Origin of the sequence: Saccharopolyspora rosea (genome assembly GCF_025643595.1) — a bacterium.
Taxonomy (GTDB): Bacteria; Actinomycetota; Actinomycetes; order Mycobacteriales; family Pseudonocardiaceae; genus Saccharopolyspora; species Saccharopolyspora rosea.
This window is the reverse complement of record NZ_CP102826.1, coordinates 1,100,640-1,126,203: the sequence shown is the minus strand read 5'-3', so window position 1 is coordinate 1,126,203 and position 25,564 is coordinate 1,100,640. Positions and strand designations below refer to the sequence as shown.

Sequence of the window (25,564 nt, the reverse complement as noted above, 5' to 3'; positions counted from 1 at the left end):
GGCTGCGCCTGCTGGGCACCGCTTCCGCCACCATCGGCCGAAGCCATACTGTGTGGGCGGGAACGCGCGGTTGATAGGAGGGGCTGATGGGACGCGTCACCGTTCGGCGACCGGTGTTGCGGGTCGCGGCGGACGGATCCCGGACCAGGCCGGACACCCTGGCCGCCGAGGAGCCCCTGGAGATCCGGGTCGACGGCTCCCCGCTCACCGTGACCATGCGCACCCCGGGGCACGACGTCGAGCTGGCGCACGGCTTCCTGCTGACCGAGGGCGTCATCCACGACCGGGCCCAGCTGGTCACCGCCCGGTACTGCGACAGCCCGGGACCGGACGGGCGCAACACCTACAACGTCCTCGACGTGCGCCTGGCTCCCGGCGTCGAGCCGCCCGACACGTCGGTGGAGCGCAACTTCTACACCACGTCGTCGTGCGGCGTCTGCGGCAAGGCCGCGCTCGACTCGGTGCGGCTGACCACCCGGCACTCCCCCGCCGGGGACCCGCTCAGCGTGGACACCACCACGCTCGCCGGGTTGCCGGACCGACTGCGGGCCGCCCAGCGCGTGTTCGACAGCACCGGGGGCCTGCACGCGGCGGGGCTGTTCGACTCGGCCGGCGAGCCGCTGGTGGTCCGCGAGGACGTCGGCAGGCACAACGCGGTCGACAAGGTGCTCGGCTGGGCGTTGCTCGCGCAGCGGGTGCCGCTGGCCGGCTGCGTGCTCATGGTGTCCGGCCGCGCCTCGTTCGAGCTCGTGCAGAAGGCGGCGATGGCCGGGGTCCCGCTGCTCGCCGCGGTCTCCGCACCGTCCTCGCTGGCCGTCGACCTGGCCGCGGAGCAGGGCATGACCCTGGTCGGGTTCCTGCGCGGCCGTTCCATGAACGTCTACACCGGAGCCGAGCGCATCGTGACGAAGGACATCGCCTGAGTCGGGTGGGCCGAGTTGGGGACTCCGCCGAGCGTTGGCACGATGATTCCAGGTGGTCGGCGCCTTCGGGTCGACCATGCGCAACTGGAGGATCGATGCCCGACAAGCGCCGCCTGGTCAGCAGGCGGACGGTTCTGACGTCCGGCGTGGTCGGCGCCGCCGCCGTCGGCCTCGGACTGTCCGGCGACACCGGGACCAACACCGAACGGCACGCCGTCCCGCTCGCCGACCAGACCAACGTGCTGGTCGAGCAGGTGTACTCGCAGGCCCGCGAACGGCCCGTCAACATCGTCACGATGTTCCCGAAAGGCGTTGAACGCCAAGGTCTTCCGGTGTGCCTGATGCTGCACGGGCGGTTCGGCGACGCCCGCAAGTCGGCCGGCGGGCTGCCCACCTGGCTGACGGACTCGGTGGCCTCCCGACGCATCCCGCCGTACGCGTTCCTCGCCGTGGACGGCGGGGCGAACAGCTACTGGCACCGCTGGCCCGGCGACGACCCGATGTCGATGCTGCTCGACGAGGTGCCCGGGTGGCTGGCCGAACGCGAGCTGGGTGGCAGCGACGGGCAGCCGTTCGCGGTCTCGGGCATCTCGATGGGCGGTTTCGGCGCACTGGTCTACACCCGACGCAGGCGCGAACACGGCAACCCGGTGAAGGCGACCGCGGTCGTCTCCCCCGCGCTGATCACCAACTGGCCCGAGATGAACAAGCGTCGGGCATTCGCCAACGAGGCGGCGTGGGCCGCCATCGACCCGCTGCGCCACGTCCGCTCCCTCGGCAGCGTGCCGCTGGGCGTGTGGTGCGGGACCGAGGACCGGTTCATCACCGGCACCCGCAGGTTCATCGCCGCCGCGCACCCGGAGGTCGCCTCCACCTCCCCCGGTGGTCACAACAGCCGCTACTACCGCAAGGCGCTGCCCGAACTGGTCGACTTCGTCGGCCGCAAACTCGCCACCAACCGGAGCTGACCCGTCAGACGAGGCGGAGGCGGGACTGCGCGTGTCCCGCGGTGTGCGGCTCGCCGTCGAAGCGGTCCAGCAGCGGAACCGCACCGTACAGGGTCCAGCTGAGCACCGCGGACCACGGGCCGTAGCCGGCGTCGGTGTTGAGGTGTCCGCCGTCGAGGATGACGTCCATCTCCACCTGCAGCGCCTCGGCGAGGCCGTGCGCCCGGTGCATCGCCAGGTAGGGATCGCCGGTGCCCACCACGAGCCGGGTCACCCCGGCCGCGCGGCGCAGCGCGTGCGCGTCCACCGGGTACGGCAGCAGGTCCGCGGCGTCCGGGTGCGACCAGTCCGGGGCGGGCGGCGCCACCAGCAGCACCCGGTCGGCGCGGCGCACGGCGCCGTCGGCGGTGGCGGCGTGGTGCAGCCACAGGGCGACACCGCAGGAGTGGGCGGCCACGACGAGCTCGGCCTCCGGCGGCACCGCCCTCAACCGCTCGCGCAGCACCGGCAACCACCGGTCCAGCGCCGGCCGGTCGGAGTCCGGCAACGCGGGGAGGTCGACCCGCACGTCCCGCTCGCGCAGCTGCGCGGCGAGCCACTGCTGCCAGTGCCAGGGCCCCGCGCCCGTCATGCCGTGGACCAGCAGGACATGCATGTCGCTCATGGGCGTCACTCCCGGGATGCAGGGGTCGATAACCGCCCCCACATGATCAGCTATCCCGGGAGGGACCGCAGCGGCAGGCTCAGGCGGACTTCTCGCGGCGTTCCCGGCGGGTCGCCTGGCGGGCGACGATGGTCGGGTTGACGTTCTCGCGCACCGTCTGCTCGGTGATGACCACCTTGGCGACGTCCGAGCGGCTCGGGATGTCGTACATCACCGGGAGCAGGACCTCCTCCAGGATGGCCCGCAGGCCGCGCGCCCCGGTGCCGCGCAGGATCGCCTGGTCGGCGATGGCCTCCAGCGCGGTCTTGGTGAACTCCAGCTCCACGTTGTCCATCTCGAACAGCCGCTTGTACTGCTTCACCAGGGCGTTGCGCGGCTCGGTGAGGATCTGCACCAGGGACGGCTTGTCCAGGTTGGTGACGCTGGCGACGGTGGGCAGCCGACCGATGAACTCCGGGATGAGCCCGTACTTGATCAGGTCCTCGGGCATCACGTCGGCGAAGTGGTCGGTGGTGTCGATCTCGGACTTGGACCGCAGCTCGGCGCCGAACCCGACGCTGTGCTTGCCCACCCGGTCCTCGACGATCTTCTCCAGACCGGCGAACGCGCCCGCCACGATGAACAGGACGTTCGTGGTGTCGATCTGGATGAACTCCTGGTGCGGGTGCTTGCGACCGCCCTGCGGCGGCACGCTCGCGGTGGTGCCCTCCAGGATCTTCAGCAGCGCCTGCTGCACGCCCTCACCGGAGACGTCCCGGGTGATCGACGGGTTCTCGCTCTTGCGCGCGATCTTGTCGACCTCGTCGATGTAGATGATGCCGGTCTCGGCGCGCTTGACGTCGTAGTCGGCGGCCTGGATGAGCTTGAGCAGGATGTTCTCCACGTCCTCGCCCACGTAGCCGGCCTCCGTCAGCGCGGTGGCGTCGGCGATCGCGAACGGCACGTTGAGCATCTTCGCCAACGTCTGCGCCAGGTAGGTCTTGCCGCAGCCGGTCGGGCCCAGCATCAGGATGTTCGACTTGGCGAGCTCGACGGCCTCCTCACCGCGGGCCTCGCGCCGCTCACCGGCCTGGATGCGCTTGTAGTGGTTGTACACCGCGACCGACAGGTTGCGCTTGGCGGCGTCCTGCCCGATGACGTACTGGTCGAGGAACTCGTGGATCTCGGCCGGCTTGGGCAGCTCGTCGAGCTTGACGTCGCCCGCCTCGGCCAGCTCTTCCTCGATGATCTCGTTGCAGAGATCGATGCACTCATCGCAGATGTACACGCCGGGGCCGGCGATGAGTTTCTTGACCTGCTTCTGGCTCTTCCCGCAGAAGGAGCACTTCAGCAGGTCGCCGCCGTCACCGATACGTGCCATGACCGCTGACCCCGTCCCCTCCGGCGCGCCGTCCGGTAGCGCGCCTGACCGTATGTGCCTCCGACGGTACCTGCCGTTCCCCGCGTTCGGGGAGACTCACAGTGTCCGCCACCCGCCGAGCCGAGCGTGACGTCCGCCCTTCCACGGCGTGTCGCGGACGGCCGCCGCGCGGCGGCCGGACCACCGCGCGGTGGTCGCGTCCCGGATCTGTCAGGACTTCTGCGCCGACAGCTTCCGGTATGGCACCACCTCGTCGATGATGCCGTATTCCACGGCCTGGTCGGCAGTGAGAATCTTGTCCCGGTCGATGTCCTCGCGGACCTGCTCCGCGGACCGGCTGGTGTGCTTGGACAGGACGGTCTCCATCAGCTCGCGCATCCGCTGGATCTCGTTGGCCTGGATCTCCAGGTCGGAGACCTGGCCGTACACGCCCTCGATGGCCGGCTGGTGGATGAGCACCCGGGAGTTCGGCAGCGCCTGGCGCTTGCCCTTGGTGCCCGCGGCGAGCAGCACCGCCGCGGCCGAGGCCGCCTGGCCGAGGCAGATGGTGCGCACGTCCGGACGGACGTACTGGATGGTGTCGTAGATGGCCATCATGGCGGTGAACGACCCACCGGGCGAATTGATGTACATCGCGATCTCGCGGTCCGGGTCGTCGGACTCCAGGAACAGCAGCTGCGCCATGATGTCGTTGGCCGAGGCGTCGTCGACCTGGACGCCCAGGAAGACGATCCGCTCCTCGAACAACTTGTTGTACGGGTTGGACTCCTTGACCCCGTACGCAGTGCGCTCGACGAACGACGGCAACACGTACCGGGACTGCAAGGGCTGGAACGAGCTCACGGCGGATGACTCCTCGTAACTAGGTGGCGGACCGGTTGATCAGCTGCTCGGCAGGTTCGCCGCGCTCGCGATGTGGTCCACGAAGCCGTACTCGCGGGCCTCCTCGGCGGTGAACCAGCGGTCCCGGTCGAAGTCGGACATGATCGTCTCCACCGACTTGCCGGTCTGGCCGGCGATCAGCTCGGCCATCTCCTGCTTGTGCTTGGAGAACATCTTGGCCTGGATCGCGATGTCGGCGGCGGTGCCGCCGAGACCGGCCGAGGGCTGGTGCATCATGATCCGCGCATGCGGCAACGCGAACCGCTTCCCCTTCGCCCCCGCCGACAACAAGAACTGACCCATCGACGCAGCCATCCCCATCGCCACCGTCGCCACATCCGGCTTGACCAGCTGCATCGTGTCGTAAATCGCCATACCCGCCGTCACCGAACCACCCGGCGAGTTGATGTACAACGAAATATCCCGATCCGGATCCTCCGCCGCCAACAACAACAGCTGCGAACAGATCTGGTTCGCGATCGTCTCCTCAACCTGCGTCCCGAGCACGATGATGCGCTCCCGCAACAACCGCTCGTACACCGAATCCGTCAGATTCAGCCCGTTCGTCCCCGTCCGCATGGACAGCGACCCAGCGTCGGACGCCGGAACAGTCACGTGCTGCGTCACGTCTCCCCGCCTTCTCCACAATGGGCTCTTCCACCGTCGGGGTCCTCTCCACAATGGACCCGGTCGGCGCCCGGGTTGATGTGGGGTTTTCCCCCTCGGGTGATCCGCTACGACCGACCCTAACGAAAGTGGGCGGCACCAGCTTCCCAGTACCGCCCACGTTCGCTCAGAGCTTGCTTGTTGACTTGTCCCGCAGCCGGGAGCTCACTCGGCCTTGGCGGCCTCGACGGGCTGCTCGGCCTGCTCCTCCGGCTCGCCCTGCTCCTCCTGGGTGCCGAACAGCTCGTCCAGGTCCAGGGCGTTGCCGGCCTCGTCGGTGACGGTGGCCTCCCGCACGACCGAGAACAGCGCCTTGCTGCGCCGCACGTCGGCGTAGAGGGCGCCGAGCTGGCCGGACTGCTGGGCCTGCTGGACGAACTGGTCCGGGCTCATCCCGAACCGCTGCGCCTGGTAGATGATCCGCTCGGTGAGCTCGTTGTCCGAGACGGTGACCTGCTCGGCGTCGGCGATCGTGTCCAGCACCAGCTGGGTCTTGACCGCCTTCTCGGCCTCCTCGCGGGTCTCGGTGTCGAACTCCTCGCGGGTCTTGCCCTGCTGCTCCAGCCACTCCTCGAAGCGAGCCTCGTCGTGCTCGAACGGGTGCACCGCGTCGTGCTTGCGCACCTCGATCTCGGACTCGACGACCTTTTCCGGAAGCGGGACCTCGGTGGTCTCCAGCAGCGCGTCCAGGATCTTGTCCCGGGCCTGCATGCCCTGCTGCATCCGCTTGACCCGGCCGAGCCGCTCGCGCAGGTCGTTCGTCAGCTCCTCGACGGTGTCGAACTCGCTGGCCATCTGCGCGAACTCGTCGTCGGCCTCCGGCAGCTGGCGCTCCTTGACCGAGTTGAGCTTGACGGTCACCTCGGCGTCCTTGCCGGCGTGCTCACCGGCGACGAGCCTGGTGGTGAACGTCTTGGTCTCGCCCTCGCTCGCGCCGATCAGCGCGTCGTCGATGCCCTCGACGAGCTGGCCGGACCCGATCTCGTACGACAGGCCGCTGGTCTGGGCGTCCTCGACCTCCTGGCCATCCACCGTGGCCGACAGGTCGATGCTGACGAAGTCGCCCTGCTGCGCCGGGCGGTCGACGCCGGTGAGGGTGCCGAAGCGAGCGCGCAGCGAGTCGAGCTGCTCGGTCACCTCCTCCTCGGTGACCTCGACGTCGTCGACGCTGACCGACAGCTCGCCGAAGGCGGGCACGGTGATCTCGGGGCGGACGTCGACCTCGGCGGTGAAGGCGATCTCCGCACCGTCCTCGATCTTGGTCACCTCGATGTCCGGACGGCCCAGGGTCTGGACCTCGCTGCTGCGGACCGCTTCGAGGTACTTGTCCGGAACCGCTTCGTTGACGACCTCGTCGAGCACGGGGCCACGACCGATGCGGCTCTCCAACACCCGCGCAGGGACCTTGCCCGGGCGGAAGCCGGGGATGCGGACCTGCTGGGCGAGTGCCTTGTACGCGCGGTCGAAGTTCGGCTTGAGCTCGTCGAACGGCACCTCGACGTTGATCCGGACGCGCGTCGGGCTCAGGTGCTCGACGGTGCTCTTCACGTGGTCTCCTAGTGCGAACGTGCTTGACTCCCGGCGCTGCCTCATCGGGCGCGGCTGCCGCACCACGCCCTCGATGCCGGGCTGACCTCCGAGTCTATTGCTTGCACCGTGAGTACCTGGCCCGGGGTTGCCGCGAAACCTCCCGACGGCTCGTGCGGCACCGTGCGCGGCGGTGCTCAGCGCCCGGCCAACGCGGGCCCGGCCACGGAGGTGAGCGAGGTCGGCGTCACCGCGGTGACGATGCTGTCCGGTGGCGCCGAGATCTGCGGGGCCGGGCTCGGCACGAACAACGACACGCCGATCAAGGCGACCACGACCGCCCCCAGCACCGCGCAGACCACCACGGCCGCGGGAACGCGGACGCGGCGTCGAGCGAGACTCCCCTGGTGCACGACCGGGGAATCGGCCCCGTCCGCGCCGCCGTTACCCCGCGCCAGGCGGCACGGCGACGTGAATCACTCCTCGGTCGGGGTCCGCGAGGCGCCGCGAGCGCTGTGGTGGCGGATCGGGCGGCGGAAGCAGAACCGGCCGCCCACCGATGGCGAGCGGCCGGTCACGACGTCGGGGTGGCGGGATTTGAACCCACGACCCCTCGCACCCAAAGCGAGTGCGCTACCAAACTGCGCCACACCCCGTCCGACGTGCGAACACCCGGTTTCCCCCGGGTGCGTTGCGGAGAGCCTATCGCGACCCGTTAAGCTGGGGCACGCAAGGTCAACCTCCGGACTGGTGGACGGGGGTTCGACCAGATGTGCGGGCGTAGCTCAATGGTAGAGCCCCAGTCTTCCAAACTGGCTACGCGGGTTCGATTCCCGTCGCCCGCTCCACGTCGAGGCCCGTGCCCGCACCCGCGGACACGGGCCTTTCCGCGTGTCCCACCCGGTATCCGGGCATCCGGTGGGGACGACGACGCGTCGCCCCTCCGTGCCGCGTGCGCGCAAGCGCCCCCACGAGAGTGGTGGCGGGGAGGCGCAGGACGACAGCGGCGGGCGGCAACTGGGAATAAAAAGCCGTTGGCCGTTGTCGGTGGGGTGCGCGACGCTGGCGAGCGAGGTGACCACGACGACTGGGGGAGTGCGGTGTTCCGACTCGAATACAAGTGGCTGGTCGGGATCACCTTCGTGCTCGGCCTGATCATGCAGATCCTGGACATCACGATCCTCAACGTCGCGCTGGCGACGCTGGGGCGGGAGTTCGGGGTGGGCGCGGCGACGCTCCAGTGGGTGCTGACCGGCTACATGATCAGCCTCGCGGTGTTCATCCCGTCCTCCGGGTGGATCGCGGACCGGTTCGGCAGCAAGCGCACCTTCCAGTTCGCCGTGGTCGTGTTCACCGTCGCGTCGGTGCTGTGCGGCATGGCGAGCGAGATGTGGATGCTGGTGGCCGCGCGCGTGTTGCAGGGCGTGGGCGGCGGCATGCTCGTCCCGGTCGGCCAGGCGATGTTGTTCCGCGCGTTCCCCGCGCACGAGCGCGCGAAAGCCGGTGCGGTGCTGTCGATCCCGATCACCATCGCGCCCACGCTGGGCCCGGTGCTCGGTGGCGTGCTCGTCGAATACGCCTCGTGGCGCTGGATCTTCTTCATCAACGTGCCGGTGGGCGCGCTGACGCTGCTGTTCACCGTGCTGTTCCTCCGGGAGGAGCGGCGCGACCACCCCGGTCGCTTCGACCTGCCCGGGTTCGTGCTGGCCGGTGCCGGCCTGGCGGCGCTGCTGTTCGGACTGGACCAGGGCGCGCAGCTGGGCTGGACGCGGCCGGAGGTGTGCGGCAGCCTGGCCGCCGCCGTGCTGCTGGTGTCCGGCCTGGTGTGGCGGGAACTGCGGGTCGCCGAGCCGATGCTGGACCTGCGGCTGCTGGGTGGACGCCTGTTCGGCACCGGCAACGCGCTGCTGCTGTGCCAGACCGCGGCGATGTTCGGCGTGCTGTTCCTCCTCCCGCTGTACCTGCAGGACCTGCGCGGCGTGTCGCCGATGCAGGCCGGTCTCGTGCTGATGCCGCAGGCGATGAGCATGCTCGCGGTCACGCAGGTGGTCAGCCGGGTCTACGGCCGGGTGGGGCCGAAACGGTTGCTGCTGGCGGGTTTCGCGGTGCAGCTGTGCGTGGCGGCGGCGCTCCAGCTCATCGGGGCCGGCAGTTCGCTGTGGTTCCTGGTGGGGCTGCTGGTCGTGCAGGGCGCCGCGATGGGGCTGCTGATGACGCCGTTGCAGACGGCCACGTTCGCCCGCGTCGAACCCGCCCAGATGGGCCAGGCCAGCTCGATGTTCAACGTCAGCAGGCAGGTGGCCACCGCGCTGGGCACCGCGATCGTGGCCACCGTGCTGGTCGTGGCCACCTCGCACGCGATGTCCACTGTGGATCAATCGGTGCCGGGGCAGGTGGTCGCCGCGCAGATGGGCGGTTACCACGGCGCGTTCCTGACCGCCGTGCTGTTCGCGTTGCTCGGCCTGGCGCTGACCACGCGGGTGCGCGACGCGGACGCCGCGCCCACGCTCGACGGCGCGCACCGCGAGCGCGCACCGCAGCCGATCGACGCCGGGTGAACGCGGCCGGGGTGAGATAGCTCAAGCTCCCCCCACTCGCGGACACCTCGGGGCAAGATGTGTGGGGTGACCGACATGCCGCACGCCGACCAGGTCCGCAACCACGCCCGCTGGCGTGCCGGCTGGCACGCCGGACGCTCCGGCTACGCGTGGCTGCTGTCGCTCGCCGACCAGCCCGGACTGCGCCAGCTGGTGAACGACTACCAGTACGCCCTGCGGGACCTGCCGGGTTTCGACCTCGTCCCGCTGGAGTGGATGCACATCCTGGTGCAGGAGATCGGTTTCACCGACGAGATCGACGAGTCCACCCTGGAACCGCTCGCCGACGCCGCGCGTGACCGGTTGTCCGGCACGGCACCGCTGACGTTGGCGTTCCACCACGCGGTCGTGCTGCCGGAAGCGCTGTCGCTGCCCGCCGAACCGCAGTCGGCCGTGCTCGAACTGCGCACGTCGATGCGCGACGCGACCGCGTCCGTGCTCGGCGAGTCGGCGCTGCCGCCGGAGCCGGAGGACATCGACCGGCACGTCAGCCTCGCGCACTCCACCACGGACGGACCGGCGATCTTCGCCGTGGCCACGCTCGGCGCCACCACCGTCGAGCCGACCACGGCCCGGGTCCCGGCGCTGTCGCTGGTGAAGCTCAGCCGCGACCACTCGTGCCCGGAGTGGGAGACGCTGGCCGAGATCCCGTTCGGCGGCTGAAAATCCGTGGCGGCCGCGCCACCCGCGCGGTAGGAAGCCACCATGACCGATCTCACCACGCGGGAACTCGGCGCCTCCGACACCGACGCGTTCATGGCGGTGTCGGTGGGCGCCTTCCTGCACGACGAGCAGGATCCGGCGGAGCAGCGCTTCCGCGCGATCTTCGAACCGGCGCGCTCGCACGGCACGTTCGACGGTGCCGAGATGATCGGCGCGGCGACCAGGCTCGACGTCGACATCACGGTGCCCGGCGAGGTGCCCTGCCCGGTGGCCGCGGTGACCGCCGTGGGCGTCAAGCCGGGGCACCGGCGACGCGGCGTGCTGACCGCGCTGATGCGGCGGCAGCTCGACGTGCTCCACGAACAGCGCGTCGCGCCGATCGCCGCGCTGTACGCGTCCGAGGGCTCGATCTACGGGCGCTTCGGTTACGGCGCGGCGACTTCGGAAGCGCACCTGGTGCTGCCGCGCGGCGCCCGGTTCCTGTCCACTGTGGAGGTCGACGAGCGGCCGGTGCGGGAGGTCGGTGCCGACGCCGCGCCGGAGGTCGTCGAGCGGTGCCACCCCGAGGTGGCCGCGCGGCGCGTCGGATGGCTGTCCCGCGCGGACGGGTCCTGGCGGGTGCGGATCCTGGAGCGGCCCGCGCGGGACGGCGAGGGCGGCGTGCGCTGCGCCGTGCACCCCGACGGTTACGCGCTCTACCGGGCGAAGCCGGAGTGGACGGTGCGCGGGCCCGCCTACCGGCTGCACGTCCAGGACCTCGCCGCGAAGACCCCGCGGGCCTACGCCGCGCTCTGGCGGTACCTGTTGGACATCGACCTCGTCGCCGAGGTCCGGTGGGACAAGGCCGCGGTCGACGAGCCGGTGGTGACCATGCTCGCGGACCCGCGCGCGGCGGCGCGGCAGGTCGTGGACGGGCTGTGGGTCCGGCTGGTGGACGTGGACCGGGCGCTGGCGGCGCGCCGGTACTCCGCGCCGGTGGACGTGGTCCTGGACGTGACCGACGCCTTCTGCCCGTGGAACGCCGGGCGGTGGCGGCTGCGGGCCGACTCCTCCGGGGGCGCCGAGGTCACCCGCTCCACCGCGGAACCGCACCTGCGCCTCGACGTCGCCGACCTCGGCGCCGTACACCTCGGCGGGAACACGCTCGTCCAGTTGGCCCGCGCTGGTCGGGTCGCCGAACTCGAACCCGGTGCGCTGCGGGCGGCGTCGCGCGCCTTCGCCACCGACACCGCCCCGCACTGCCCGGAGGGCTTCTGACGCCGTCACCGCCCGCGACCGGACGGGTAATGTCTGAAGCAGACAGGTGCCAGGTGCGGGCGAGGAGGCAGACGTGATCGCACTGGTCGTCATCGTGATCGCGGTCGTCGTGATCATCGGCGTGCTGCTGTGGAGCAAGCAGCAGCAGGGCGCCGCCCAGCAGTCCGACCTCGACGACGCCAAGGCCGAGGCGCGGCGCTGGGTGGAACGACTCGGCGGTCAGGTGCTCAACCTCGTCGGCAGCAACGACGCCGCGAAGCAGGCGCTCGCCGACGCGTCCGAGCGGCACAACGCCGCCGCCTCGCAGCTGGACCAGGCCACCACCGCCAAGCAGTGCCGGCTGACGACCGAGACCGCGCTGGAAGGGCTCTACTACGTGCGGGCCGCGCGCGAGGCGATGGGCATGGACCCCGGTCCCGAGCTGCCCGACCTCAACGGCCAGCGCGGCGCGGGCCGCGTCACCGAGTACCGCGAGGTCGACGTGGAGGGGCAGCGGCAGGTGGCCTCGCCGAACCCGACCGAGGAAACGCCGCACTACTACCCCGGTGGCACGGTCGCCGGTCGCCCGGTGCCGCAGGGCTGGTACAGCCAGCCCTGGTGGAAGCCCGCGCTGATCGGCGGCGCCTGGGGCGTCGGCTCGTTCCTGCTGATGGACGCGCTGTTCGGCGGGATGTCCGGCGTCCCGGAGGCAGCGTACGCGGACGGCCTGCACGACGGTCTCGCCGCCGACGGGTTCGACGGCGGTGGCTTCGACGGGGGCGGGTTCGACCACGGTGGCTTCGACGGGGGCGGGTTCGACGGCGGCGATCCGGGCTTCGGGGACTTCGGCGGCCTCGGCGACTTCGACATGGGGGACATGGACGTCTGACCCGCCCGCCCGCCCGGCGTCAGCCCGGCTGGCAGGTGGGGCACCAGTAGAGCTTGCGGCCGGAGAGGTCGGCGGTGGCGACCTCGGTGCCGCACAGCAGGCACGGCTGCCCGGCCCGGCGGTAGACGTAGACCTCACCGCCGTGGCGGTCCTGGCGGGGCGCCCGGCCGGTCGCCTCCGGGGTGTGCTCGGGTCGCACGGTGTCGATGCGGCCGACGCGCACCCCGTCGGCCATCAGTTCGACCAGGTCGGTCCAGATGCGTTCCCAGCGGTCGGCGCCGAGTTCCCGGCCGGGAGTGCGCGGCGGGACGCCGTGCCGGAACAGGACTTCGGCGCGGTAGACGTTGCCGACCCCGGCCAGCACCTTCTGGTCCATCAGCAGCGCGGCGATGCTCGTGCGGGAGCGGGAGATCCGCCGCCAGGCGCGGTCCGGATCGGCGTCGGAGCGCAGCGGATCGGGGCCGAGCCGGTCGCGCAGCGCGGCGACCTCGACGTCGGTGAGCAGTTCGCACGCGGTCGGCCCGCGCAGGTCGGTCCAGTGGGTGCCACCGACCACCCGCATCCGGACCTGGCCGCGCGGTTCGGCCACCGGCAGTTCCGCCTCGGTGAACGTGCCGTACAGACCGAGGTGCACGTGCACGACGCGGTCCGGGCCGTAGAAGTGGAACAGGTGCTTGCCGTGCGCCTCCGCCCGCTCCAGCACCGCTCCGTCCACAACGGACGCGCTGGCGGCGAAGCGCCCCTGCGGGCTGGCCACCCGGACCCGGGCGCCCGCGTAGCGGTGCTGGTGCAGCCGGGCGAGCCGGTGCAGGGTGTGACCTTCGGGCATGTCCTCCGTCCTAAGCGCTGTCTCGCAACCCGGTGATCCCGGCACCGAAAATCCTCGCGCCACGCATCGCGCCCGAGTATGCCTGCTCCCCCGGGCGCGATCTGCACCCTCCAGGGGAATACGGAAAATTCCCGGTCATCCGGGAAATATCACGCTGCGGAATCCCGATCCCGCCGATGTCGCCACGCTCAATGCCGAGGCTGCACAGCGAGGCACGCCGCTGAAGCCCCCCCGCCGCCGACTGACCGGCCGACCGGTGCGTGACGGCGGGTCCGGGGCCACGTCGTCGCCGCCGTGCCGGCCCCACGCCCCCAGCGCACGGGGATTCCGCCCGGTGGGCGGGCGCTGTGCCGTGGTCGTCGCGACAGGACCGCGACATGGTGTGGACGGCATGCGGACGTTCGGGCGGGAAAGTCGGTGCCATGACTCGTGTTCAGGCCATCAACGACGTCGGGGCCACCTCCGGGAGACGGACGCACCTGCCCGCCGTGGACGGGTTGCGGGGTGTCTCGATCCTCGGGGTGTTGCTGTTCCACACTGGACACCTGTCCGGTGGTTTCCTCGGGGTGGACCTGTTCTTCGCGCTGTCCGGCTATCTCATCACCGACTTGCTGCTGCGGGAGGTCGAGGCGACCGGGACGGTGTCGCTGGTCGCCTTCTGGGGACGGCGAATCCGCCGGTTGCTGCCCGCACTGGCGATCGTGCTGGCCGGAGTCACGCTGGTCGTCTGGGCAGTGGGTGCGCCGGACATGGTGCGGACGACGCTCGCGGACGGCCCGTGGGTGCAGCTGAACCTGGTCAACTGGCACCTGCTCGCCGAATCGGCGAGCTACTGGGACCGGTTCGGGGCGGACCGCGTCTTCGAGCACCTGTGGAGCATCGCGGTCGAGGAGCAGTTCTACCTGGTGTGGCCGGTGCTCGTGGCGGTCCTCGCGCGGAGCGGTCCGCGCGTGGGGCACCGGGTCGCGGTGGTCGCGGTCCTGGCCTCCGTCGGTTCGCTGGGGCTGATGATCGCGCTCGCCGACCCGGCGGATTCGACCCGGGTGTACACCGGCACCGACACCAGGGCGTTCTCGCTGCTGCTGGGCGCGCTGGTCGCCACCCGACCGGTGCGCGACGCGCTGGCCCGTCTCGTCGGCCGATCGGCGGGGACCGTGCTGGCACTGCTGGTGGTCGGGATCGGCACGGCGTGGTTCCTCGTCGACGGGGTGGACTCGTGGTGGCTGTTCACCGGCGGACTCTTCGCGCACTCGCTGGCCGCCGCACTACTGGTCAGGCTGTGTGCGCACACGCCGGGCACGCTGGTCGGCACCGTCCTGTCCTGGCGGCCGCTGCGCTGGTTGGGGCTGATCTCCTACAGCCTGTACCTGTGGCACTGGCCGGTCATCGTGCTGCTCCGGCCGCTGCTGGCAGGGCTGGGCGAGGTGCTGTGGACCCTGCTGGTGTGCGCCGTGTCGATCGGTCTGGCCGCGCTGAGCACGTACCTGGTGGAGAACCCGATCCGCTTCCGCGCCGGGTGGGCCAGGGGGCGCAGCGGCCTGGTCGCGTTCGCCGCGCTCATGGTCGGCCTCGCCGTGCTCTGGCTGGCGCTGCCCGCACCAGCCCCGACCATCGACCTCAGCACGCTGGACTGATCACCGGATCAGCGGGCAGGTGCGCAGCTCATCGGACTCGGGGGTGGGCTGAACGAAACTGACCTGCACCCTGGTGCGTCGCGACCCACCGCTCTGCACGTGCACACCCAGCGCCGTGCACACCAGCTGGTCGATGCCCAGCGGGGTCACCTCGTCGGCCGTGAACGGCACGCCGAGCCGGATCACGCCCGGCGTGGTGACCACGATGACCCTGGGTGGCTCGCTCGGCGCGATCTCCGTGTGCAGGCCGGAAGCACCGGGTCCCAACAGCAGCAGCGACAGCGAATCGGAGATCGTACCGAGCCGTTCGGTCCGCCGCAGGTCCGGCCGCAGCTCTCCTCGGGCGTTGACGAAGTACAGCGTCACTCCCGGCGCCACGCCAGTCGGAGCCTCGCCACCGTCGGTGACCCCGGAGGGCTGGACGCCGCATCCGGCGAGCAGCGCCAACCCCACCACCAACCAGATCCGCTTCACAGGTCCTCCGGATTCCTCGGCAACCGCACCACGAACCGCGCACCGCCACCCTCGGCGTTGCCTGCGCTGAGATCGCCCCCGTGCAGCCGGGCGTTCTCCAGCGCGATCGCCAGCCCCAGCCCGCTGCCGGGCGTGCGGGTGCGGGCGGCGTCGGCTTTGTAGAACCGGTCGAACACGTGCGGCAGCACCTGCTCGGGCAGGCCCGGTCCGCTGTCGGTGACCTCGATCCGCACGTCCTCCCGCGAGACCGAGAGGTGCACGCGCACCGGCCGCGCACCGTGCCGCAGCGCGTTGCCGACCAGATTGGCCACGATGACGTCCAGCCGACGCTGGTCCAACCGCAGCCGCACCTCGTCCGGCGCCACCAGATCGACCTGGTCCAGCCAGCCACGGGCACGCAGGCAGTCCCGCACCGCGCCGACCACGTCGATCTCCTCCATCCGCAGCTGGGCGGTACCGGCGTCGAAACGGGAGACCTCCATCAGATCGTCCACGAGCCGGACCAGCCGTTGGGTTTCGGTGATCGCCAGCTGCGCGGACTCCTGGGCGTCGGGTTCCATCCCGTCGGCGGCGGTCGCCATCACCTCCACCACCGCCGTCAGCGTGCTGAGCGGGGTGCGCAGCTCGTGCGAGACGTCCGCGGCGAACCGGCGGGCATCGGCCTGCATCTGCCGCATCGTCGCCATCGACGTCTGCAACGACTCGGCCATCTCGTTGACCGTGGCGGTCAGTTCGGCCAGCTCGTCGGCCCCCTGGGGCGACGACCGCGCGTCGAGCTCACCGGCGGCCAGCCGACGCGCGGTGTCACGGAGCTCGCGCACCGGGCGCAGCACGCTGCCCGCCGCCAGCAGCGCCACCACCACCGCCAGCGGCAACGCCAGTGCGGCGGTGATGACCGCGTACCGGGCCAGGCCGTCGATCTGCTGCTCCACATCGGTGAGGTCCCGCGCGGAATACACCTCGATGCCGGACGGGGTGCGGGCGCCATCCGGTGCGGTGATCATGATCGGCGTGCCGACCAGCAGCCACGGCCTGCCGTCCGCGATGATCCGCTGCGTGACGAGCCGGTGCTGGGCGCGCACGGCGGTGCGCAGCTCGTCGGTGACCAGGTCGGCCCCGGCGCCGTCCGCGGACCGCAGGTCTCGGTAGGTCACCAGCGTGTCCGGACCGACCGCCGCGCGCAGCCGGTCGAGCGCCTCCTGGTCCGGCGGGTAGGTCAACTGGGGAGCGATCGGGCCGATCTGACCGAGGACGGTCTCGATGAGCCGCTGCTGGGTGGAGGTGACCAGGGCGTTGCTCGCGGTTCCGGCGCTCGACCACGCCGCCGCGACGGCACCGAGCACGGTCACCAGCGCGAAGGCGACCAGCAGCCGGGCCCGCAGCCCCCGCGGCCACCACCGCCAGGTCATACCCGCCCGAACCGGTAGCCGAAGCCGCGCACGGTCTGCACGTACTCCGGGGACGCCGGAGTGTCCTCGATCTTCGCCCGCAGCCGCTGCACGCAGTTGTCGACCAGCCGGGAGTCACCGAGGTAGTCGTGCTCCCACACCTCCTCCAACAGTTGCTGCCGACTGAACACCCGGCCGGGAGCGCGCGAGAGCGTCAGCAGCAGCCGCAGTTCGGTCGGGGTCAGCATCACCGGTTCGTCGCGCAACGTCACCGTGAGCGCGGAGGTGTCGATGCGCAGGTCGCGGTGCACCCGCACCCCGTCCGGAGTGCTCGTGCCGCGGCGCAGCACCGCGCGAATCCGGGCGTCGAGCACGGTGGGCTGCACCGGCTTGACGACGTAGTCGTCCGCACCGGCCTCCAGGCCGCCGACAACGTCGAAGTCGTCACCGCGCGCCGTCAGCATGATCACCGGCACCTGGCCGGCGGCCCGAATGCGGCGGCACACCTCGAACCCGTCCACTCCCGGCAGCATCAGGTCGAGCACCACCAGGTCGGGTGTGGACGCGCGGAACTCGTCCAGCCCGTCCTCACCGGTGTCCGCGACGCGGACGTCGTGACCGTGCCTGCTCAGGGCGAGCTGCATCCCCCGCCGGACCAGGGGATCGTCTTCGATCAGCAGTATCTGCGCCACGTGTCGATTATCGACAGCACCGGCCGGGATCGGCGGTCGCGGGCGGTTTCTGCGACACAACCGCGACAGTGCCACGGAGGGGCTGGGACACCCAGTCGGCATCGTCGCGGACATGAGTACGACGCGACGTTTCGCCCTTGGCCTGACCGGGCTGCTCCTGCTGACCGCCGCCTGCACCGGCGAGGCCACGACCCGAGCACCCGCCGATCCGAGCCAGGGACTGTCCACAGTGGTGTTGCTCGGCGACTCCGTCGCGGCGGGCGAGGCGGTGCCGCTGGGCGCCGCGTTCCAGGCCGGCGACGTCAAGTTCCGGTCGCTGGCCGCCGACGGCGGCGGGAATGTCGTCGGGCCGTTCTCCGAGGAGAACTGGCCGAAGCTGCCCGATGAACTCGCCGCCGCCCATCCCAGCGTCGTGGTCTACCAGCTGACCACCTACGACTGGGGCAGCGAGCAGGAGCAGCGGGCCGCCTACGAGAAGCTGCTGAGCACCGTGACCGGGATCGGCGCGAAACTGGTCTTCGTCACCTCGCCACCGATCCAGCCCGACGACTTCTACCGACCGCACATGGCCGACCTGGAGCGAGCCGGCGACGTCGCCCGCGCGGTCGCAGAGGGCTCATCGGGCCGGGCCACCTTCCTCGACGCCACCGAGGTGTGGGGCGATACCTACCAGCGGACCAGGGACGGCAAGGCCGACCGCAGCACGGACGGCATCCACACCTGTCCGCAGGGCGCGGCCCGCTTCACCCACTGGCTCCTCGCCCGCCTGGCCGACCTGTTCCCCGGCTTCACCCCGCCGAATCCGACGACCTGGGCCAACACCGGCTGGTCCGCCGACGACCACTTCACGGGCTGCTGACCAGCCCACGGGGCGCGCCCGCGACGCGGCACCACCTCGGCCCCGCTCGTCCCGCGAGGCCGGGGTGGTGCCGTTCTCGGCCGGGGCCATGCGGGGGGCACGCCCCCGCCGTACCGGCCGAAGCTCACCCGCGGGCCCAAGATCACCGGATTACGAGACAGCGCTTGGCTCAGACGAGGATCCACAGCACGATCGACTCGACCAGGTAGGCGAGCACGCACCACAGGACCACCAGCAGTCCGCGCCGCACCGCGTCGCGCAGCGGGCCACCGCGGTTCCGCAGCGCCAGCACCACCCCGGCGACCACCGATGCGCACAGCGCCGCGAACCCGCCGAAGATGAGCCACACGCCCGCGCCGATCGCGCACTCCGGCGTCGAGCACACCGAGCCCGGACCACCGGTGAGGACCGGGGCGAGGGCGCTCTGCGCGGAGAACAGCACCAGCACACCGGCCGCGGTGCCGCAGAACGCGATCAGCAGGGTCAGCGGGTTCGCGGCCGGACGTGCCGGGGCCATCGGGTCAGCTGCCGGGCAGGGCCGGCGGGTTGCCGGTCTTCTCGTAGTCGGTCAGCAGGTCGATCCGCCGCTGGTGGCGGCCGCCCTCGAACTCGGTGGTGAGGAAGGCGTCGACGATCCGCTCGGCCTCCTCGACGGTGTGCATGCGCGCACCGATGCCCGCGAGCAGGGCGTTGTTGTGCTGCCGGGCCAGCTTGGCGGTCTCGACGTTCCAGGCCAACGCCGCGCGGGCGCCGGGCACCTTGTTCGCCGCGATCTGCTCGCCGTTGCCGGAGCCGCCGAGGACCAGCCCCAGGCTGCCCTCGTCGGCGACGACGCGGCGGGCGGCCTCGACGCAGAACGGCGGGTAGTCGTCCTGGGCGTCGTATTCCGCCGGGCCGACGTCGGTGACGTCGTAGCCGCGCTCGGTCAGCCACTCGACGAGGTGGTTCTTGAGTTCGAAGCCTGCGTGGTCGGAGCCTAGATAGACGCGCACGCGGGCAGTCTGCCAAACGGGGGATGCGCCCCGCGCACCCCGGTTAGGGTTGGTGCCCATGACCAGCCCCGATGTGCACGCCGAGTGGGGACTGCCGGGGCTGCGCGCCCTGCGCGGGTTCCCCGTCCTGGTCGTGGTCGACGTGCTGTCGTTCAGCACGGCCGTCGACGTGGCCACCGGCACCGGAGCTCGCGTGCTGCCGATGCGCTGGAAGGACGCCGCGGCGCCGCCGGGCGCGGTGCTCGCCGGGCCGCGCAGCCGCACCGAGTGGTCGTTGAGCCCGTCATCACTGCGCACCCTCACCCCGGACGTCCTGCTCGGCCTGCCCTCCCCCAACGGCGCCACGCTGTGCGCGGAAGCCGCCGGCACCGGGGCGGAGGTGTTCGCCGGGTGCCTTCGCAACGCGGCGGCGGTGGCCCGGGCCGCGCAGCGGCTCGGCGGGCCGATCGGGGTCGTCGCCGCTGGTGAGCGGCGCGACGACGAGCTGCGTCCCGCGATCGAGGACCTGCTGGGCGCCGGTGCGGTCATCGCCGCGCTGTCCGGGTCGCGTTCGCCGGAGGCCGAGGTGGCCGAAGCGACCTTCCGCGCCGTCGGACCGCGCGTGGGCGCGCTGCTCGCGGACAGCTGCTCGGGGCGGGAACTCGCCGAGTGGGGGTTCGCGCACGACGTCGCCCTCGCTGCGGAGGTCAACGCCAGCGACACCGCCCCGGTCCTCCGCGACGGTGTGCTGGAGGCGTCGTGACCTGGTCGGAGATCGCCTCGGGCGTCTTCGTCCGACGGCACGCCGAGCTCGACCTGACCGTCGGCCTGGTCCTCGGCGCGGAGCGCGCGCTGGTCGTCGACACGCGCGGGGACCACCGCCAGGGCCGCGAACTGGCCACCGCCGTGCGACGCCTGACCGCGCTGCCCTGGCAGGTCGTGATCACGCACGGCCACTTCGACCACTGCTTCGGGACCTCGGCGTTCCTGCCCGCGCCCGTGTGGGCGCACGAACGCTGCCCCGAGCACCTCGCCCGCACCGCGGACCGGCAGCGGGCCGCGTGGGTCCGCCACTACCGCGCCGAGGGCGACGCCGAGACCGCCGACGCGCTGGCGGCATCGGCGCCCTCCGCTCCCGACCACCTGGTGCGCGGCACCGCGGCGATCGACCTGGGCGGCCGAACGGTCCGCCTGCACCACCCCGGCCCCGGGCACACCGACCACGACCTCGTCGCCGAGGTTCCCGACGCATCGGTCGTCTTCGCCGGCGACCTGGTGGAGCAGGGCGCGCCCCCGGACTTCGAGGACGCCCACCCGGCCTGCTGGCCGTCCGCAGTGGACGGAATCCTCGCGCTGCGCCCCGAGGTCGTCGTCCCCGGCCACGGAGACCCGGTGGACCGGGACTTCGTGCACCGCCAACGGGCGGAACTCGCGCGGCTGGCCGACGTGTGCCGACGGCACGCGGAGGGCTCGCTCGGCGTCGAGGAGGCCGTCCGGATCTCCCCGTACCCGCGGGAGACGACTTCGGTGGCGTTGCGTCGTCGCTGGGCCGAACGGCGCAGTGACCGCTGATCCGTTCAGCGCAGCAGCTGATCCGTTCCGTCCAACTTGCCCACCCACCGGCACCACCGAGCCAATGCGAACGTCATTCTCGTAACGGTTCGGGCCGCGCGATGGCCCGGTACGACCGCGGGAGACACCACGGATCGGTTGGAGTGCGAACGTGTCCGGACGCGATGAGAGCTCAGACCTGGCGGCACGCAATGCCGCGCTCCGCAACCAGATCGACGACATGCTGGCGGACCTGCGCGAGCGCACCGCGCAGTTGCAGGAGAAGCAGGACGCCGCCGCCGCGAAGACGCACGAGGTGACCTCGGAGGACGGCGTGATCACGGTCCGCGTCGACGCGACCGGCATCGTGCAGCAGCTCTCGCTGGGGCCGAAGGCGTTCGAGCGCGCCACCCCGGAACGGCTGGCCGAGCAGATCACCAGCGTCATCCGGGAAGCGACCGGCACCGCGCAGCGGGAACTGCGCGCCGAGTTCGCGTCCTTCACCGAATCCCCCGGCTTCGCCGGTGTTCCCGGAATCCCGGAGCTGCCGGACTTCCTGCCCACCCGCTCGCTCGTGCAGACGCCGGATCCGGCAGCCGAACGCGCCCGTCGCGCGGGAAACCGGCCGCACCGCGCAGCGCGGAAACCGACGCGTTCGACGAGTTCGACGGCGAATGGCTCGAAGGAGGCCACCGGTGACCGGCATGAACATGCGGCCCGAGGAAATCCGCTCGGGTGGCAGGAAGATCGGTGACGCGGGCGACGACCTCGACCACGTCCTCACGACGCTGAAATCCGCCCTGGACGCCGAAGGCGAGTGCTGGGGCGGTGACGACGCGGGCAAGAAGTTCGCCCAGGACTACACCAAGGGGCGCGACAGCGTCCTGGACGGCCTGCACAAGCTCGTCGAGGGCCTCAGCGGCGTCGACCGCAATCTCAAGGCCACCGCCGACGACACCGAGGGCGGCGACGCCAAGTCCGCGCACGACATCGGCAACGTCGGCAGATCCTGACGCTGGGGGAAGCTGTGTCCATCGAGATGCCCGACGAGGTCACATGGCTCTTCCCGATCGTCGTCGGTGAATCCTGGCCGGAGGGCGACGAGGACGCCCTGCGCCGCATGGCCGAGGCGTGGCGGAAGGCGGCCGAGGGGATCGAGGGCGTCAAGGCCGCCGCCAACAACGGCGCCCAGCAGGCCACGTCCGCGATGGAGGGCAAGACCCACGACGCCTTCGCGAAGTTCTGGGACGGCATCGGCGGCGACGGCGACGAGGCCGCGCTGAAACAGCTCGCGGAGGCGTGCGAGAAGCTCGCCAAGAGCTGTGACGACACCGCGCTGGAGATCGAACACACCAAACTCACCATCATCGCGTCGCTGATCGCGCTGCTCGCCGAGATCGTCGCCATGCTCGCGGCCGAACCTTTCACCCTCGGTGGCTCCAGCGCGGGCATCGTCGCCGCGCAGGCGGGCACCCGGGCCGTGGTGACGGCGGTCTTCCGGCAGCTGGTGCTCAGCATCGCCAAGAGCGTGGCCCGCGAACTGATCGTGTCGGTGGCGATCGAGTTCGGCGTCCAGGGCGTGCAGATCGCCGAGGGGCACCGCTCCGGCTTCGACGGCGGGAAGTTCACCGAAGCCGCGATCAGCGGTGCCATCGGCGGCGTGGTCGGCGGGACCTTCGAGGGCGTCGGCAAGTCGGTCGGCCGCGGAGCCGGTCACGCGGTGGGCGAAGCGGCCGGGGACGCCGCCAGCCACGCGGCGGAGAGCGGCGCCAAGGACACCGCGAAGGCGCTCGGCAAGGCGGCGCTCAAGGAAGGCGCCCAGGGCGCTGCCGAGGGCGCCATCAGCACGGCCGGGCAGCAGTTGGTCATGGAGGGGAAGATCAACTGGGCGGACGTCGGCAAGGGCGCCCTGTCCGGCGGCGTCACCGGAGCCGGGATGGGTGCCGGCGGCGAAGCCAAGCACGGCGGCGGTGGCCACGGCGTCGACGTCCCGGACGTCCCGGGGAGTTCGCACTCCGGGGAATTCGGTGGTGGTGCGCACGGTGGCGGCTCGGATGGCGGTTCGCGCTCCGGTGGATCCGAAGGCGGGGATTCGCGTTCCGGTGGCGGCGGATCCGGTGGCGGCGAAACGCACTCCGGGGGTTCCGACGGCGCGCGTTCGCACAGCGCAGGATCCGACAGCGGATCCGGCGCGAGCGGTGGCGGATCCGGCAGCGGAGCCACCTCGCACAGCAGCGGATCCAGCGGCGACCCTGGCGTGAGCGGCACCAGTTCCCACACCGGCGGTTCAACCTCGCACAGCAGCGGAGCCGACAGCGGTCCCGGTTCCTCGCACGGTTCGGACAGCGGTTCCTCGGCGACACCGCAGCATTCGAGCGCGGCGGCGCACAGCAGCACGTCCGACGGAGCCGGCGGGCACTCCTCCGGCGACCCCGGTTCGTCCGGTGGCTCGGCATCCGGTGCGCACCGCGCCGCTCCCGAAACGTCCCATGTGGACAGTGCGGGCGCCGCGAGCCACGACGGAGGCGGTTCCTCCGGCGCGACGCCGCACTCCTCCGGCGACGCGGGACCGAGCCGTTCCGGCTCGGACAGCGCGCCCTCCGGCGCGTCGCACCCGTCGTCCGGAACGGCGAACCACGCGGCGTCCGGCGGATCGGCGGACCACGCTCCCCCGGCCGGTTCCGCGAGCCACGGCGCATCCACCGGTCACGTTCCCGGTGCCGGAGCGCACGAGCCGTCCGGCGGAGGCGTGACCTCGGGCGCCTCGCACCCCGACCGCGCTCCGGAGGGTCCGGCCAGCACCTCCGCGGCGTCGAACGCGGCCCCGGCCGCGACGGCGGCGCCACCGGCCGCGCCGGGGAGCTCCCACGCTGCGCACCCCGCCCGGACCGACCAGGCACCCACCGGCGGTGGCATGGGCGGCATGCACGGCGGTGCGGGTGAAGGCGGCGCCCGGCCCGCGAGCAGTGGCAGCAGCCGCCCCGGTTCCGGTGGCGGCTGGACCGGCACCCCGGGCAGCCCGGGCGCCGCGGCGCGCGAAGCAGGCCCCCGGGACCGGCCGGAACGCGGCCCGAGCAGGCCGGACAGCGGGAACGGCACCAACCGTCCCACCGACGCAGCCGCCCGCGGCCGGACCGGCGCACCGGCCCGCCCGGGCACTGCGGACGTCCCCCAGCAGCGCCGCAGCCCGGCCGAACCGGGCTCCGGGGACCCGGCGCGCCGCGCGTCGGCGCCGAGCGGACGTCACCCGGACGGCCCGCGCCCCGGCGCGGACCGCGGGCAGCCACCCCGCCCCACCGACCACGGCACCCGACCCGAACGCGCAGGTCACGAAGGCCCTCCCCGCGATTCGCAGCGACCGCACGCGGACGGCACCGGCGCGCACGACCGGCAGCCCGACTCCCCGCACCCGAACGACCCGCACCACGCGGGCGATCCGCACCACGGCGACGCCGAGCCCGGAACCCCGGAACGCCACCACCAGATCGAGGAGGCCGAAGCCACCCGGCAGCACACCCCGGGCGGGTCCGCGTACCACGCCGACCCGAACCTGCGGGACCTCGCGAGCCGGGTCCCGAGCGACGGCGCGCACCACACCGTCGACGTCCACGCGACACCGGACGGCCGTGTCCGCATCGGCGACCGCACCTTCACGCCGGAGGAGTTCGCCGACATGCTGCGCCGCGACCCCGCGTGGGACGGCAGCCGGCCCATCCGCCTGCTCGCCTGCGACGCGGGCACCAGCGGCCTGGCCCGCAGCCTCGCCCGCGAACTCGGCGTCCCGGTCACCGCACCCCGCGGCCTGGCCTGGACGGACGGCCACGGCCGCGTCTTCTCCTCCAGCGCGAGCCCCGACGGCCGCCCCGGCTGGCCCCCGAACGGCGGCTGGGACACCCACCACCCCGAGGGCCACCACACCTCGGCCAGCGACGACGGCTTCCACCCGCCCCACCACGGCGAAGCCCCGGGCGAGCGGCCGGAGGATGCGGCGCCCCGCGGCGACGGGCCACCGCTGTCCGAGGAGGAGATCGACAAGCGGCGGAAGGCGCTCCCGGAGAAGTACTACCTCTACGACGGCGGCAAACAAGCGCGACTGCTCAAGGGTGAATCCGGCCCTCCGCTGCGGTGGGACGAGAACGCGAACGACGGCAACGGGGCGTGGGTCGAGCGCGAAGGCACGTTGGAACCGACCCCGGAGACGCCCGAACACCTCCGCGACGACAACGCCTTCATGGAGTACGTCTACGAGGGCAAGCGTCCGGCCTTCTCCGCGTCGACCAAGTACGACGTCTACCGCAACACCGAAATGAACCCGGACGGCTCGTACAAGTGCGCGGTGTCCGGCAAACCCATCCCGGTCGTCACGGGCGCCGACGGGAGGACACCGCAGTTCTACGAACTCGTGGACGGGCGCCGGGTGGAGACGACGCCTCCGGAGTGGTACCCGCGCGGAACGCCCCCGTCGCCGCCGCACGACAAGTTCACCCTGCCGCAGCCCGGTGTCGCGCACATGGGCCACGACCTGGACTACGAGTACTGGCGGCAGCGGCACTTCGGGCTCAACCACCCGATGACGCGGGAGCAGTTCGAGCAGCTGTACGACCACCCGGGTCACTACCGCCTCGAACTGAAGGAGGAGAACGAAATGCACGGGCACGAATCGACCGAGCCCGGATACGGCCGCTACCCGGACCTGTTCCGCAAGCGTTTCCAGGGACAGACGCTGGCCCCGATCACATTGGCACCGGCGGACCCGGGACAGATCGTCAAAGGCGCGCCCAAGCTGGGCGATCCGCGCCGCTGATAGGCTCG

Annotated in this window: 25 protein-coding genes and 2 tRNA genes; 14 read left to right on the top strand and 13 right to left on the bottom strand. The window is 71.8% G+C overall.

Annotated features, from left to right (window positions below):
- The first annotated feature begins 86 nt into the window (after positions 1–86).
- Together fdhD and NV263_RS05530 are read left to right on the top strand one after the other, a co-directional pair.
- Positions 87–923 carry a formate dehydrogenase accessory sulfurtransferase FdhD gene (gene fdhD, locus NV263_RS05535; protein WP_263251468.1) on the top strand — a complete coding sequence of 279 codons (837 nt, stop codon included), beginning with the start codon at positions 87–89 and terminating at the stop codon, positions 921–923.
- 95 nt (positions 924–1,018) lie between these two features.
- Complete coding sequence (locus NV263_RS05530; protein WP_263251467.1) at positions 1,019–1,891, top strand: alpha/beta hydrolase; 873 nt, start codon at positions 1,019–1,021, stop codon at positions 1,889–1,891.
- Between the two features lie 4 nt (positions 1,892–1,895).
- Here the strand turns inward: NV263_RS05530 and NV263_RS05525 are convergent, their stop codons facing one another.
- The 7 genes from NV263_RS05525 to NV263_RS05495 form a co-directional block, all read right to left on the bottom strand.
- Positions 1,896–2,534, bottom strand: coding sequence for an RBBP9/YdeN family alpha/beta hydrolase (locus NV263_RS05525; protein ID WP_263251466.1), 639 nt, complete (start codon positions 2,532–2,534; stop codon positions 1,896–1,898).
- A 79-nt stretch (positions 2,535–2,613) separates the two neighbouring features.
- The gene (gene clpX, locus NV263_RS05520; RefSeq protein ID WP_263251465.1) at positions 2,614–3,894 is read right to left on the bottom strand and encodes an ATP-dependent Clp protease ATP-binding subunit ClpX; all 1,281 of its coding nucleotides are present in this window, start codon (positions 3,892–3,894) and stop codon (positions 2,614–2,616) included.
- A 210-nt stretch (positions 3,895–4,104) separates the two neighbouring features.
- On the bottom strand, positions 4,105–4,737 hold the full coding sequence (locus NV263_RS05515; protein ID WP_263251464.1) for an ATP-dependent Clp protease proteolytic subunit: 633 nt from the start codon (positions 4,735–4,737) through the stop codon (positions 4,105–4,107).
- 39 nt (positions 4,738–4,776) lie between these two features.
- Entirely contained in the window at positions 4,777–5,355 is a 579-nt protein-coding gene (locus NV263_RS05510) for a ClpP family protease (RefSeq protein WP_263254070.1), read from the bottom strand.
- A 252-nt stretch (positions 5,356–5,607) separates the two neighbouring features.
- Complete coding sequence (tig, locus tag NV263_RS05505; protein ID WP_263251463.1) at positions 5,608–6,990, bottom strand: trigger factor; 1,383 nt, start codon at positions 6,988–6,990, stop codon at positions 5,608–5,610.
- Between the two features lie 176 nt (positions 6,991–7,166).
- Positions 7,167–7,382: a hypothetical protein gene (locus tag NV263_RS05500; protein ID WP_263251462.1), complete on the bottom strand. Its 216-nt coding sequence runs from the start codon at positions 7,380–7,382 to the stop codon at positions 7,167–7,169.
- A 169-nt stretch (positions 7,383–7,551) separates the two neighbouring features.
- A tRNA-Pro gene (locus NV263_RS05495) sits at positions 7,552–7,625 on the bottom strand.
- A gap of 118 nt (positions 7,626–7,743) precedes the next feature.
- On the opposite strand from NV263_RS05495, the gene NV263_RS05490 reads away from it, so the two are divergent.
- From NV263_RS05490 to NV263_RS05470, 5 genes are all read left to right on the top strand, one after another.
- Positions 7,744–7,817: transfer RNA gene (locus NV263_RS05490), tRNA-Gly, on the top strand.
- Positions 7,818–8,069: 252 nt separating this feature from the next.
- On the top strand, positions 8,070–9,527 hold the full coding sequence (locus NV263_RS05485) for an MDR family MFS transporter (protein WP_263251461.1): 1,458 nt from the start codon (positions 8,070–8,072) through the stop codon (positions 9,525–9,527).
- Positions 9,528–9,602: 75 nt separating this feature from the next.
- The gene (locus NV263_RS05480; RefSeq protein ID WP_263254068.1) at positions 9,603–10,229 is read left to right on the top strand and encodes a 2'-5' RNA ligase family protein; all 627 of its coding nucleotides are present in this window, start codon (positions 9,603–9,605) and stop codon (positions 10,227–10,229) included.
- A gap of 42 nt (positions 10,230–10,271) precedes the next feature.
- Positions 10,272–11,486 carry a GNAT family N-acetyltransferase gene (locus NV263_RS05475; protein WP_263251460.1) on the top strand — a complete coding sequence of 405 codons (1,215 nt, stop codon included), beginning with the start codon at positions 10,272–10,274 and terminating at the stop codon, positions 11,484–11,486.
- 73 nt (positions 11,487–11,559) lie between these two features.
- Positions 11,560–12,354, top strand: a complete 795-nt coding sequence (locus tag NV263_RS05470) for a hypothetical protein (RefSeq protein ID WP_263251459.1) — start codon at positions 11,560–11,562, stop codon at positions 12,352–12,354.
- Between the two features lie 19 nt (positions 12,355–12,373).
- On the opposite strand, the gene NV263_RS05465 is transcribed toward NV263_RS05470, so the two are convergent.
- Positions 12,374–13,183 carry an Fpg/Nei family DNA glycosylase gene (locus NV263_RS05465; protein WP_263251458.1) on the bottom strand — a complete coding sequence of 270 codons (810 nt, stop codon included), beginning with the start codon at positions 13,181–13,183 and terminating at the stop codon, positions 12,374–12,376.
- Between the two features lie 422 nt (positions 13,184–13,605).
- Here NV263_RS05465 and NV263_RS05460 point away from each other — a divergent pair, with 422 nt between their 5' ends.
- Positions 13,606–14,817, top strand: coding sequence for an acyltransferase family protein (locus NV263_RS05460; protein WP_263251457.1), 1,212 nt, complete (start codon positions 13,606–13,608; stop codon positions 14,815–14,817).
- Here the strand turns inward: NV263_RS05460 and NV263_RS05455 are convergent, their stop codons facing one another.
- The 3 genes from NV263_RS05455 to NV263_RS05445 are packed head-to-tail and all read right to left on the bottom strand — an operon-like array spanning position 14,818 to position 17,371.
- A complete protein-coding gene (locus NV263_RS05455; protein ID WP_263251456.1) occupies positions 14,818–15,291 on the bottom strand; it encodes a hypothetical protein in 474 nt (157 codons plus the stop codon). It lies immediately after the preceding gene.
- Complete coding sequence (locus NV263_RS05450; RefSeq protein WP_263251455.1) at positions 15,288–16,700, bottom strand: sensor histidine kinase; 1,413 nt, start codon at positions 16,698–16,700, stop codon at positions 15,288–15,290. The genes NV263_RS05455 and NV263_RS05450 overlap by 4 nt, the downstream gene beginning before the upstream one ends.
- The gene (locus NV263_RS05445) at positions 16,697–17,371 is read right to left on the bottom strand and encodes a response regulator transcription factor (RefSeq protein ID WP_263251454.1); all 675 of its coding nucleotides are present in this window, start codon (positions 17,369–17,371) and stop codon (positions 16,697–16,699) included. The genes NV263_RS05450 and NV263_RS05445 overlap by 4 nt, the downstream gene beginning before the upstream one ends.
- A 112-nt stretch (positions 17,372–17,483) precedes the next feature.
- On the opposite strand from NV263_RS05445, the gene NV263_RS05440 reads away from it, so the two are divergent.
- Positions 17,484–18,230 carry an SGNH/GDSL hydrolase family protein gene (locus NV263_RS05440; RefSeq protein ID WP_263251453.1) on the top strand — a complete coding sequence of 249 codons (747 nt, stop codon included), beginning with the start codon at positions 17,484–17,486 and terminating at the stop codon, positions 18,228–18,230.
- Positions 18,231–18,399: 169 nt separating this feature from the next.
- Here NV263_RS05440 and NV263_RS05435 read toward each other — a convergent pair whose 3' ends face one another.
- Positions 18,400–18,747, bottom strand: coding sequence for a hypothetical protein (locus NV263_RS05435; RefSeq protein ID WP_263251452.1), 348 nt, complete (start codon positions 18,745–18,747; stop codon positions 18,400–18,402).
- 4 nt (positions 18,748–18,751) lie between these two features.
- Entirely contained in the window at positions 18,752–19,222 is a 471-nt protein-coding gene (locus NV263_RS05430; protein ID WP_263251451.1) for a ribose-5-phosphate isomerase, read from the bottom strand.
- A gap of 58 nt (positions 19,223–19,280) precedes the next feature.
- Between NV263_RS05430 and NV263_RS05425 the strand changes: the two genes are divergently transcribed.
- The 5 genes from NV263_RS05425 (at position 19,281) to NV263_RS05405 (ending at position 25,556) form a co-directional block, all read left to right on the top strand.
- Positions 19,281–19,964, top strand: a complete 684-nt coding sequence (locus NV263_RS05425; protein WP_263251450.1) for a 2-phosphosulfolactate phosphatase — start codon at positions 19,281–19,283, stop codon at positions 19,962–19,964.
- Complete coding sequence (locus tag NV263_RS05420; protein WP_263251449.1) at positions 19,961–20,773, top strand: MBL fold metallo-hydrolase; 813 nt, start codon at positions 19,961–19,963, stop codon at positions 20,771–20,773. Before NV263_RS05425 ends, NV263_RS05420 begins: the two co-directional genes overlap by 4 nt.
- A 151-nt stretch (positions 20,774–20,924) precedes the next feature.
- Positions 20,925–21,506: a YbaB/EbfC family nucleoid-associated protein gene (locus NV263_RS05415; protein ID WP_263251448.1), complete on the top strand. Its 582-nt coding sequence runs from the start codon at positions 20,925–20,927 to the stop codon at positions 21,504–21,506.
- Positions 21,457–21,765 carry a WXG100 family type VII secretion target gene (locus NV263_RS05410; RefSeq protein ID WP_263254066.1) on the top strand — a complete coding sequence of 103 codons (309 nt, stop codon included), beginning with the start codon at positions 21,457–21,459 and terminating at the stop codon, positions 21,763–21,765. The genes NV263_RS05415 and NV263_RS05410 overlap by 50 nt, the downstream gene beginning before the upstream one ends.
- 14 nt (positions 21,766–21,779) lie before the next feature.
- Positions 21,780–25,556, top strand: a complete 3,777-nt coding sequence (locus NV263_RS05405; RefSeq protein ID WP_263251447.1) for a WXG100-like domain-containing protein — start codon at positions 21,780–21,782, stop codon at positions 25,554–25,556.
- Positions 25,557–25,564: the final 8 nt, after the last annotated feature.